This is a genomic window from Streptomyces sp. YS-3 (assembly GCF_045257485.1).
Lineage (GTDB): Bacteria > Actinomycetota > Actinomycetes > Streptomycetales > Streptomycetaceae > Streptomyces.
Map to the genome: position 1 here is coordinate 1 of NZ_JBJHPC010000199.1, position 11528 is coordinate 11528.

At 72.1% G+C, this 11528-nt stretch carries 8 protein-coding genes; 1 reads left to right on the forward strand and 7 read right to left on the reverse strand.

The window, feature by feature from the left end; genetic code table 11:
* The 6 genes from ACJA3G_RS17970 to eccD all read right to left on the reverse strand — a co-directional run.
* Window positions 1-1506: AAWKG family protein (locus ACJA3G_RS17970; protein WP_406554011.1), on the reverse strand; the 1506-nt coding region annotated here is incomplete at its 3' end.
* 60 nt (window positions 1507-1566) lie between these two features.
* Window positions 1567-2094, reverse strand: coding sequence for a type VII secretion system-associated protein (locus tag ACJA3G_RS17975; protein ID WP_406554012.1), 528 nt, complete (start codon window positions 2092-2094; stop codon window positions 1567-1569).
* A gap of 49 nt (window positions 2095-2143) precedes the next feature.
* Window positions 2144-2482: a WXG100 family type VII secretion target gene (locus tag ACJA3G_RS17980; protein ID WP_406554018.1), complete on the reverse strand. Its 339-nt coding sequence runs from the start codon at window positions 2480-2482 to the stop codon at window positions 2144-2146.
* 70 nt (window positions 2483-2552) lie between these two features.
* A complete protein-coding gene (locus tag ACJA3G_RS17985) occupies window positions 2553-2897 on the reverse strand; it encodes a hypothetical protein (protein ID WP_406554013.1) in 345 nt (114 codons plus the stop codon).
* 226 nt (window positions 2898-3123) lie between these two features.
* The gene (eccB, locus tag ACJA3G_RS17990) at window positions 3124-4587 is read right to left on the reverse strand and encodes a type VII secretion protein EccB (protein ID WP_406554014.1); all 1464 of its coding nucleotides are present in this window, start codon (window positions 4585-4587) and stop codon (window positions 3124-3126) included.
* 12 nt (window positions 4588-4599) lie between these two features.
* Complete coding sequence (gene eccD, locus ACJA3G_RS17995) at window positions 4600-5991, reverse strand: type VII secretion integral membrane protein EccD (protein WP_406554015.1); 1392 nt, start codon at window positions 5989-5991, stop codon at window positions 4600-4602.
* 236 nt (window positions 5992-6227) lie between these two features.
* Between eccD and eccCa the strand changes: the two genes are divergently transcribed.
* Window positions 6228-10193, forward strand: coding sequence for a type VII secretion protein EccCa (gene eccCa, locus ACJA3G_RS18000; protein WP_406554016.1), 3966 nt, complete (start codon window positions 6228-6230; stop codon window positions 10191-10193).
* Window positions 10194-10298: 105 nt separating this feature from the next.
* Here eccCa and ACJA3G_RS18005 read toward each other — a convergent pair whose 3' ends face one another.
* Window positions 10299-11483 carry a S8 family serine peptidase gene (locus tag ACJA3G_RS18005; RefSeq protein ID WP_406554017.1) on the reverse strand — a complete coding sequence of 395 codons (1185 nt, stop codon included), beginning with the start codon at window positions 11481-11483 and terminating at the stop codon, window positions 10299-10301.
* Window positions 11484-11528 lie beyond the last annotated feature (45 nt).

Below are 11528 nucleotides of genomic sequence, written 5' to 3' on the forward strand. Positions count from 1 at the left end.
GCCGTCGGGGTTGCGGACGACATTGCCCGCGCCCGTGCCGTTGGAGCCGTTGCCGCCGAGGGGGTTGGGGCCGAGCGGGGGGAGCTTGCCGAGCTGGCCGCCGCCCTTGCCGCCGCCCAGACCCGCGCCGCCCTTGCCGCCCAGACCTGCGCCGCCCTTACCGCCGAGGCCCGCGCCGCCCTTGTCGCCGCCGAGTCCGCCCCCGAGCGAGTTCGGGCCGAGCGGTGGGATCTTGGTGTCGTTCTTTCCGTCGCCACCGCCGTTCTTGAGTTCCTTCTGCGCGTTCTCCTTCTCCTTCTCCGCATCGGCCTTCGCCTTGTCGGCATCGGCTTTGGCCTTGTCGGTCGCGGCGGCTTCCTTGAGGCTCGTGATGCCTGCTTTGAAGGCGAACGGAGTGCGGCGCGCGAACTGGCGCATCTGGCTGTTGAAATCGATCACCACGTTCCCGGCTGGTTCGTCCAGATGCGTCCCGATCGTGGCCATCCACTCCTTGCAGGCCTCTCTGGACACGCCTTTCCAGCCGGATTCCTGGGAGAGGTCCCCGTAGGTGGGATGCACCGTGCTGAAGCCCTCTCCCACCTGGGAGACGCCGGGGCCCGACTGCTGCATCTTCTCGATGTTGTTGACGTTCAGCCAGGCCACCGCGATGTCGATGTGCTTGTCCAGGACGACGGTTCCGCACCACAGATTGGTGGCGATCCAGTTCTGGTAGATCTCCTTGAAGCGCTTCGTGGTGTTGAGGAAGGTTGCTTCAGCTTCCATGATGCGTTGGGCGACCACGGAGTCGGAGCGAAAGCCCGTGTCGATCTGGGAAGGCTTTCCGGACTGCGGTACGGGAAGTGCGAAAAGACTCAGGAAGTCTTTGTAGCCCGTGCTCGTTCCGCTGATGAGCTCACGGAACACGTCCGCTCCGGATCCGTGGTAGGCGGCGTCCTCGCCGCCCAGGTCCTTCACCCAGCGCTCCAGCTTGGGGCTGTTGTCCCGGAAGAACCGGCTGACGCGGTCGAACGCCATGGCTATGGGCGCGAGCGTCCTGAAATCGGGTGCGTCCGTGAAGGCGACGACCCGCGGGGGAGCGTACCCGTCGCCGAAACCGTCGGTCGTGTAGTGCGTGAGCAGATGGTCGAGGGCGGCCCCGTATCCGGTGTCGAAGGCGCTGGCGACCCCGTTGTTGCTCCAGTGCGAACCGTCGGTTCCGGACCAGGGCACGCTCAGGGTCACGGTGTAGACGGCGACGCTGGCGCCGACGGCCGTCCCTCCCGCGTACATCTTGATCACACGTCCGTCGAGATCGCCATCCCCGATTCCCGGTGTGGTGGCCCGGTAATTGTTCCCCTTGTCGATCTTTATGCGCAGCCACTCACTGCCGTCGCCCTGCTTGGGGTCGGCCCCTCCGATGGCTGCCACCTCGGCCCGGGTGCCTCCGTTGAAGCCGGTGAACTGCTTGATGATGGTCTCCCAGACCGGCGCGGTCGTGGGGTTTCCATTCGTGGGTGTTTCGGCCATGGAGTGGCGAACTCCTTCTTCGGTGGAGCAGGGCGTGCGGGGTGCGCGGAGAGGCGGGTGTCAGGGTTTTCTGGTCTGAGTGAGGTCCATCTCGACATCGCGGAACAGGTCGAGGAACTTCTGACTGTCGATCTGGTCCAAGTTCTTCTGCTGCGCGCCGGTCAGGGTGGTGAGGACGCTTTCGAGGTTCTTCTTCACGTCCTCGAAGAAGTCCTTCTGGTCGTCCACGACGAGGGCCAGATCCGATGCCGCGGCCTTCACGAAGGCATGGAAGTCCTGCGCCGCCATCGGCCCGTCGTCCTTGCCCGGAGCGGTGAGCTTCCCCAGGAGCAGGGTCACCTTGCTGTTGAGGAGAGTGGGCTTGTCGAGCTGGGCCGCCAGACCACTCATCGACGGGACGCCCGACCAGTCCATGCCGAAGCCCGACCCGTTCTTCACGAATCTCCCGGACGCCTCTTGGAGGGCGCCCAGCCACAGGATGAAGGCGTAGACGTCATTGTCGGTGAAGCGACGTATCGTCTCCACGTCCAGACGCGTGAGTTTCGTGTCGCCGGTGGGCGGTTTCGGCGGGGGTGCTGGGGTGGACACGGCTTCTCGCAATCAGCAGGGCGGACTTGGGGGCGGGGCTCTCTCCGGGTCAGCGCCCGATCCGCAGGCCCTCCCAGTTCTCCTTCGTGCGCATCTCGTGCCGGCGGTACTGGTCCGTGATGTCGTTCAGCGTCGCGCTGTGGCTCTGCAGAATGGTGCCCAGGGCGTTCGCGGCGTTGTTCCACTGTCCCTGGAGCGTGGTGTACGTCGCCGCGTCCGCGCCCTGCCAGGCGCCGAACAGACCCGTCAGCTCCTCGTTGAGCGCGGTCACCAGCTGCTTGATGCGGTCCGTCTGCAGGCGCATGTCCTCGGCGGCCTGGTCGACGCCCTTGTACTCGACGTAGATCTGGCCGTCTGTCTTGTTGCTGTGGTCGTAACCGGCGGGCATGGACACGAGGGCTCCTTTTTCGATGAGGGGTTCGGACGTGAGGGGCAGAGAGCAGGGGGTGGGGCTGCGGTCAGCCCATCAGCTCGGTGAAGGCGTGGTTGGTGCGCATCGAGCGGTTGATCTGGTCGCCGGTGGTCACCTGGAGATTGGCCTGGTGCGCACCCGTCTCCTGGAGCTTGTGGATCATCTGGTCGATGTTGCGGACGATGACGTCCACCTGGCCGCTCCACTCCGACAGCAACTGCTGGTAGGCGCGGCCGTCCGCGCCGCCGTAGGAGCGCACCAGGGTGCCCATCGTGGTCTTCACGTGTTCCTGCGACTGCTGGATCTGGGTCCTGGCCTGGGAAAGGGCGGTGTTGCCCTTCTGGTTCTCGGACTGGGACGAACTCTGGAGGTTTTCGGGCTGGGTGACCATGGAGGGGGGTCCTTCCTGCGACTGTGGAGGCTGAGCCCGTGCGGTCCGCCGCGGGGCCCGTGGGTCCGGGTCGGGGCGGGCCGTCGTGGCTGTGGAATGCACGTATGCCGTGAGGAGACCGAGTCTCGACGGTCGGCCTAACGCGGTGCTAACGAAGCGTTGTCGGCCGTTCGGTGGGAGGAGAGGGGGTGGGGGAGACGCGGCGGATGAGAGCTTCGTCCCTCCGTCACCCCTGGCGGCAGCCGCCGGTGTCCGGCCGCGCCGCGCCCTCACCCCGCGCCGCCGCCGCGTCCAGGACGGGCCCGGTCGGCAGCATGTCGAGCAGCCGCGACGGCACGGCCTGCGCACGGCCGCCCTTGAGGCCCAGGCGCTCCAGCGAAGTGGCGTCCGGAACCCGGTACTTCACGCCCACGTCCGTCACCAGGTATGTCGTCGTGCCGATCACCGATCCGCCCGCTCCCAGGGCCTGTACGAGCGCGCCACCCCCGGGGCGTACCGTCAGCGTGTCCACGGCCAGGCACGCGGGCGCGATGTCCGGGCCCGACGCGGGTGCCGCCGGGCCGGGACCCATCGGCACCAGGGTGATGCCCACCCGTGGCGCCGCACCCCCGGGCTGGATCTGCGCGCAGACCGATGTTCCCCGGCCGGGGGCGCGTACCGCGGGGACCCGCGCGGGCCAGGCCGCCGGGTCCTGCACAGCTGCCGTTGCCTGGTGTTGGGTCAACTGGGTGGCGGTGAGCGGCAGTACGGTAGGTGAGGCGCCCGGGTAGGCCTGCTTGGCCGTGCGCTCGTCCCCCAGCACCAGCGCCGCTGCCAGGACGCTCAGCGGGCGCAGACCGGTGCGTTCGAGCAGATAGTGCTGGGGCGCCACACCGGGAGAGGCCAGCGCGTACACCTGGCCGACCCGGCTCGGGCCGCTGCCGATCGCCGGGCCCGCCGAACCCCGGTCGGGCACCTCCGGGGCGCTGAGGTCGGGGCCGGCCGGGACGCTGTCCAAGAACGCCGCCGACACGGTGAGGGCGGGCGCACCGGCGTATCCCAGCGCCTGGGCGGCGCCGTGCTCGCCCAGGCGCAGGCGCCGGTCGCCCCACAGGAGGTGGCGCCTGCCGTCCGGAGCCTGGACCAGTACGGCCTGCCCGGCGGCCGGGGCAGCGCCGGCCGCGGGGACGCCCACGCGCAGCGAGGTGAGCGGACGCCGTGCGGCGTCCTCGCCGGCGGTACGTACCGGCTCGCTCGCGCACACCTGCCACAGGTCCTGCTCCAGGTCCGTGGGGGAGGGCAGGGCATCGGGCGCGCCGGGGATGCCGACCGGCGTGCCGTGCCGTTCGCCCGCGAGCGCGGCGGCGGACACCTGGGCGGTCTTGAGTCTGTCGGCGGTCAGCAGCTTCGCCGAGGCGTAGTTGCGGATGGGGCGCAGGGCGCCGTCCACGTACAGGTAGCGGGTGCCGGTGTCCTTCTGGACGATCAGGGTCGAGTCCTGGCGCCAGGCCTTCGTACCGGACGGGGAGATCATTCCGAACAGCAGGAACCCGACGACGAGCACGGCCCCCAGAGCGGTGCCCCACACCAGTCCCCGGTTGGTGCGGCCCACGGGTGACTCGGACGCGTCCGGATCACCGCGCAGCATGCCGCCGGTCAGCCGGCCCATCACGAACATGTGGGCCTGGACCAGGTCTCGCTTCGACTGCATCTTCCCAGGCCCCTATCCGGCGATTCCGCGCAGCGTGGTGTACAGGCCGAGTACCCACAAGGACAGGGGGATCAGTGCGACGGCGCACAGCGTGTGCAGGAGGTCGGCCGCCCGGCCCCAGTGCGGCAGCATGCGCCGGCCGGGCACGGTCCAGGAGGCGATCGCCGCCGACGCGGCGAGGGCGAGGAGCACCGCGAGGAGCGTCGGGCGCCGCTCGGCCCCGAGTTCGCCCCCCAGGTGGACGGCCATCAGCACCAGTCCGTACAGGCCCGGCAGCAGGACCGCGGGGCGCTGCCATACGTTCCCGATGCCCCGGGCGTGCAACAGCAGCAGGACGCACAGCACCGCCGCGGTGACCAGTGCGGCCGTGTTCGGGCGGTCCACAACCAGTGCCGTCACGTCTGCCGCGCACACCAGGCCGGTTGCCGCGTACAGCGCGGTCATCCACTCCTCGGCGAGGGCGGTGCGGTCCACGACCTGCTGGTGGGGGTGGGGTTCGATGCCCTCCTGGAGCTGTTCCGCGTTGGTGGGCAGGGCAGGCAGCTTCAAGCCCGAGAGACGGAACGACATCCCCGGGACCAGTCCGCCGAAGGCCACGGCCAGTACCGCGACGATGCTCGCCGCGTGGGCCGCGGGGACGTCCAGGAGCAGCATGAGTGCGCCCCACAGGACGCCCATGAGTGCGACGACGGCGGTGCCCACCAGCAGGGGAACGAAGGAGGCGACCGCCGCCACGGCCAGCACCGCCCCTCCTGTGGCGGCAGCGGACCCGGCGAGGAGGCGCGCGCCGGTCATCTGGGGGCCCTCCCCACCGGCCGGCAACAAGGCGCCGGCCAGGGCGAGATACGGCGGGACGAGCACACCCAGCGCCGCCCCCGCCGCCGCGTCGCCGACCGCGCGGCTGGCCGAAGCGGCCCCGAACAGCACGAGCAGCGCGGTGCCCGCGGCGACCGCCGCCCGCAGCGGCGCCGCGCCACCGGGCAGGGCCAGGACGACCAGACCGGCCGCCAGCAGGGCGACGGCGGCGGCGCGCAGCGACCATCGGCTGGTGCGTTCGGCCCAGCCGTGCGGGCGTTCGCGCATGGTGGTGGCGACCGCGTCGACCAGGTCGTCGAAGTGCAGCGCGGGCAGCGCCTGCGAGCGGGGCCGCAGGTGCAGGGTCTCACCGTCGCGCAGCGCGAGCGCCTCCAGGGTGGACTCGTCGTCCAAGGGCGTCTCGCCCAGCCGTTGCAGGACCCATCCGTCGTGCTCGATGCCCTTCTCCGCGAGGCCTTCGCCCGCGTGGTCGAGCAGGATGGGCAGCAGATCGGCGACCGGTACGTCTGCCGGGACGGCCAGTTCGATGAGCCGTTGTGGGGTCCGGACCGTGAGCCGGCAGAGTCCGGGAGTCGATACGTCAGTCATAACAGGGGGCCAGCACCTCTTAACCGGAAGTGGAAGGTCGCAGTAGAGCATCGGTGACTAACGTTGAGCTGGCGCCGGTCCTTTAGCGGCCTCTGATACGTATGGTCTGTGCGCGTTCGCGGAGCCGTCGCCACCACACACGTCGCCGCCCTACGCCTTCCGCGCGCACACCGCACACACCCCCGACGCGCGCACCGCACCCGCACGTGCCGCGCGATCGACTGAGGAGCCCCCGGTTGAGCACTGTTCTGTTCCGTCGCCCCGCCCGACGCCGGGGCCCCGACATGCCGGACGGCGAGCTGAGCCTGCAGGAACCACCCACCCTGCCCGAGGCGGAGGCGAGTGCCTCGGCGGTGTGGATGTACCTGCCGATGGGTCTCACCTCGCTCGCCATGATGATGATGTTCATCAAGCCCGGCCAGGTCTCCGGCTTCAGCTACTTCGCGATCGGCATGATGCTGCTGTCGTCGGTGGCGATGATCGTCGGGCAGTTCCTGCGCAGTGCCGGAGAGCGCAAGCGCAAGCTCAAGGGCGAACGCCGCGACTATCTGCGGTACCTGGCACAGACCCGGCGCAGGATCCGGCGCACCGTCGTCGAGCAGCAGAAGGCGCTCGCCTGGCGTCACCCCGACCCGGCCGCGCTGTGGGCCCTGGTGGGCACCAGCCGGCAGTGGGAGCGCCACCCCGCCGACGAGGACTTCGCCGAAGTACGCCTGGCGGTGGGTGACCAGAAGCTCGGCACCCGTCTCGCCCCGCTGTCCACCAAGCCCGTCGAGGACCTGGAGCCGCTGGCCGCGCACGCCCTGCGCAGCTTCATCCGGGCCTACGGCACCGTGCCCGACCAGCCGATCGCGCTGTATCTGCGGGCTTGGTCGAAGGTGGTCGTCCAGGGCGACGAGGAGCGGGCCCGGGCCATGGTGCGCGCGCTGGTGGCCCAGCTCGCCGCGTTCCACGCCCCGGAGGAGCTGGCCGTCGCGCTCTGTCTGTCCGACGAGCGGCGCGCCGACTGGGAGTGGGTCAAATGGCTGCCGCACGCGCAGCACACCTACCAGCGTGACGGCGCGGGAGCGGCCCGTACGGTGGCGGCGGGTCTGGTCGAGCTGGAGGAGCTGCTCGGCGCCGACTTCACCGAGCGCCCGCCCTTCGACCCGGAGACCGCGCCCAGCCGCGAGGAGCCGTTCGTGGTGGTCGTGGTGGACGGCGGCGGTGTGCCGGGCGGCCACCGCCTCTGCGGGCCCGGCTACCGCAATACCGTGGTGTTCGACCTGTCCGGGAACTTCGCGTGGAAGCCCGCACGCGGCACGCTGCGGTTGCGGGTGACCGAGGAGGGCCTGCATCTGGTGCGCACCGACCGCGACCGCAAGGAACAGGCGCAGAACCTCGGCAGACCTGACGCGTTGGGCCTGGTGGCGGCGCGTGCCCTGGCGACGCGGCTCGCTCCGTACCGGCTGGGCGGCGGCGTGGCCGCCGCCGAACCGTTCGCCGCCGACACCGAGCTGACCTCCCTGCTGGGCATCGCCGACCTGCGCCGCCACGTCCCCGCCAAGCTCTTCGGCCGGCCGCTGGAGAGCCGGGGGCGGCTGCGGGTGCCGATCGCCGTGGGCGAGGACGGTATGCCCGTCGAACTCGACATCAAGGAGTCCGCGCAGGGCGGCATGGGGCCGCACGGCATGCTCATCGGCGCCACCGGATCGGGCAAGTCGGAGCTCCTGCGCACCCTGGTGCTCGGCCTGGCCCTGACCCACTCCTCCGAGACCCTCAACTTCGTCCTGGTCGACTTCAAGGGAGGTGCCACCTTCCTGGGCATGGACGGCCTGCCGCACACCTCCGCCGTCATCACCAACCTCGCCGACGAGACCCCGCTCGTCGCGCGCATGCAGGATGCCCTGCACGGCGAGATGATGAGGCGTCAGGAGCTGCTGCGCCGGGCCGGCAACTACTCCTCGGTCTTCGAGTACGAGAAGGCCCGCGCCGCCGGGACGCCGCTGGATCCGCTGCCCTCGCTCTTCGTCGTCGTCGACGAGTTCTCCGAACTCCTGGCAGCGCACCGCGACTTCATGGACCTGTTCGTCATGATCGGCCGCCTCGGCCGCTCGCTCGGCGTGCATCTGCTGCTCGCCTCCCAGCGGCTGGAGGAGGGACGCATGCACCAGCTGGAGTCCCATCTGTCCTACCGCATCGGGCTGCGCACCTTCTCCGCCATGGAGTCGCGCGGCGTCCTCGGCGTCCCCGACGCCTACCACCTGCCGCCCACCCCCGGCAGTGGCTACCTCAAGAGCGGCGTGGAGGCCCTGACCCGGTTCCGTGCCGCGTATGTGTCCGGCCCGTACAAGGCCAAGCGCGGCAGCGTCCAGCAGGCCCACATCGCACGCCAGGTGGTTCCCTGGGGCACCACCTGGGTCGTGCCCCGCACCCTGCCCGCCGCGCCGGATCCGGTCGCCCCCGAGCCCGACGGCGACGAGACCCTGCTCGCCCTCGCCCTGGCCACGCTCCAGGACAGCGGGCCGCCCGCGCACCAGGTGTGGCTGCCGCCGCTGGAGGCACCTCCCGCCCTGGATGCGCTGCTGCCGCCGCTGACACCCGACCCGCGCTACGGTCTGACCGCACCCGACTCTCCGGACCGCGGCCGGCTGCGCGTGCCGGTCGGCATCGTCGACAAGCCCTTCGAGCAGGTGCGCGAGCCCCTCACGGTCGACTTCAGCGGCGCCGGCGGCCACTTCGCGGTGGCGGGCGGGCCGCAGAGCGGCAAGTCGACGGTGCTGCGCACCCTGATCGCCGCGCTCGCCCTCACCCACACCCCGCGCGAAGTGCAGTTCTACTGTCTGGACTTCGGCGGTGGAGCCCTGCTGGGGCTCGCCGGGCTGCCGCACGTCGGCGGGGTCGCGGGCCGTCTGGACGCCGAGAAGATCTCCCGTACCCTCGCCGAGGTCACTTCGCTGCTCGACCGGCGCGAGCGGTTCTTCCAGGAGGAGGGCATCGACTCCATGGCCACGTACCGCAAGCGGCGCGCGGCCGGGCAGTACCCGGACGAGCCCCTCGGTGACGTGTTCCTCGTCGTGGACGGCTGGTCCACGGTCCGCAGCGACATGTTCGACGACATGGACATCTTCAACGGCCTCGCCACCCGGGGTCTCAACTACGGCGTGCACCTGGTGATCAGCACCGGCCGCTGGCTCGAACTGTCCACCGCCCTGCGCGACCAGATCGGCAACCGGCTCGAACTGCGGATGGGCGACCCGATGGACTCGGCGGTCGACACCCGCAAGGCCGCGACCGTGCCCGTGCGGCCCGGACGCGGTCTGAGCCCCGACAAGCTGCACTTCCTCACGGCCCTGCCGCGCATCGATGGCGTCGAGGACGCCGAGGACGTCGGCGAGGCCCTCGCCGAGCTGGTCGAGGCGATCGCCGAGCAGTGGGACGCGCCGCCCGCACCCGCGGTGCGGATGCTGCCCACGCGGCTGGCCGTCAGTGAACTCCCGGCGGCCGAGGCGCCGTTGCGGCTGCCGCTGGGTCTCGACGAGGCCGCGCTCGCCCCCGTCGTGCACGACTTCGGCCAGAGTCCGCACCTGCTGCTCGTCGGAGACACCGAGAGCGGCAAGACCAGCGCCCTGCGCCTGCTCGCCCAGCAGATCGTCGCCACCCACACCCCCGACGAGGCGCGGATCCTCGTCGTCGACTACCGCCGGGAACTGGTCGAGGCCGTACCGCCGGAGTATCGCCTCGGGCACGCCGTGGCCGCCGCCCCGCTGCGCGAGCTCGTCGACGGCGTCGCCCGCGCGATGGCCGTGCGCGCCCCCGGCGAGGACATCTCGCCCGCCCGGATGCGCCGCGCGGACTGGTGGAGCGGACCGCGGCTGTTCGTCCTGGTCGACGACTACGAAATGGTCGGCTCCCCCTTCGACGGGCCCTTCGACCCGCTGATCCCGCACCTGCCGCTCGGCTACGAGGTCGGCCTGCACCTGGTCCTGGCCCGGGCCGCCACCGGCGCCTCCCGGCCGGACCCGCTGACCCGCAAGCTCCAGGAGGTCAACGCCGCCGGTCTGCTGATGTCCTGCCCGCCCTCGGAAGGCTTCGTCTTCGACGGGGTGCGCCCGCGCGCCCTGCCGCCGGGCCGTGCCCTGCGCATCTCGCGCCGCAAGGCCGCGCTGATGCAGCTGGCGCTCCCCGCCGAGACGGCGGAAGCCGAGGAGGAGAGCGAGTAGGCCGGGACGAGGGAACAAGAAGGGGGCGGGGCCCGGGCATGATGCCCGGGCCCCGTCCCCTTCCCGGTGCGGCGACCGCGCCGGGGCCGCGCCGAGACGGTGGACTCAGGCTCCGCCCGCCGGGCGCTCCCCGATCCGTCCCGGGCGCCAGCCCCGTCGCCGGCCGCGCGGTACGACGACCGCCAGGAGCGCCACGAGCAGGGCCACTCCCGCCGACCCGCCGGCCACCAGCAGCGCCGTGTGCCGCGGGGCGCTCGTGTCCGGGGCCGCGCGCAGACGTACCGCGTCCGCCGTCGCCACGGGGCCCGGTGCGGGTCCCGAGGCCGCGCCGGCCACCGCGCCGTAGGGATCCAGGGCGGGCAGTTCGCCGGGGTAGGCGGTGCGCAGCAGCCGCTCGCGCACCCGCGCCGCGGACAGCTCCGGATGGTAGGCGCGCACCAGGGCCGCCGTGCCCGCGGTGACCGCCGCGGCCAGTGAGGAGCCCGAACCGGTCCACTTGCCGTCGCCCACCGGGCCCGGCCCCACCAGCGCGCCGCCCGGTGCGCTCAAATCGGCCCGGGTGAAGCGGGGCGTGGTGTCGGCGCGGCTGCCCCCCGGGGCGGTGTCCACCACGGCCAGGGCCTGCTGCGGCGGGGCGGGCGCGGGCGGCGCCTGGGCGCCGCCCGGGGGCGCGCTGTCCGCCGCCGCGGGGACGACCACCAGGGCGTCGGCCCGGGCGGCGGCGGACAGCGCCGAACGGACCCGGGCGTCCGCCCCGTCCAGCGGCGCGCTCACGGCGATGACGTCCGCGCCCGCGCGGGCCGCCTGGCCGATCCCGTCCGCCAGACGGGCCGCGTCCGGCTCGCCCCGGACGCCCGTGCCCCGTACCGCCAGGACCTCTGCCTGGGGCGCGATGCCGGAGAAACCCTCGCCGGGCAGGGCCGCACCGGCGGCGATGCCCGCCAGGAAGGTGCCCCGGCCCACGCAGTCGGTGCCGGCCTCGCCCAGAGCGCGCACCCGGCCGCGGAGCACGGCCGGAGCGTCGCTCACGCCCGTGCCGATGACCGCGATCGTCACGCCCTGCCCCCGCGACAGCTGCCACACCCGGTCCAGGTCCAGCGCGTGCCGGGTCCACGGCGCGTCCGCCAGCGGGCGCCCGGCGAACGAGGTGCACTTCTGGTCGGGGGCGATCCGCTCGGGCATCCCGGGCAGGGTCACCCCCGGATCGGCGCCGAAGGCGGCGTGCGCGGGCAGTGCGGCGGTCGCGGCCAGCGCCGCGGCGCACAGGAACAACGGTGTACGGCGGCGCATGGAGGCGCACCTCGCTTCGGGTGGGGACGACGGGCCGCCGCGCAT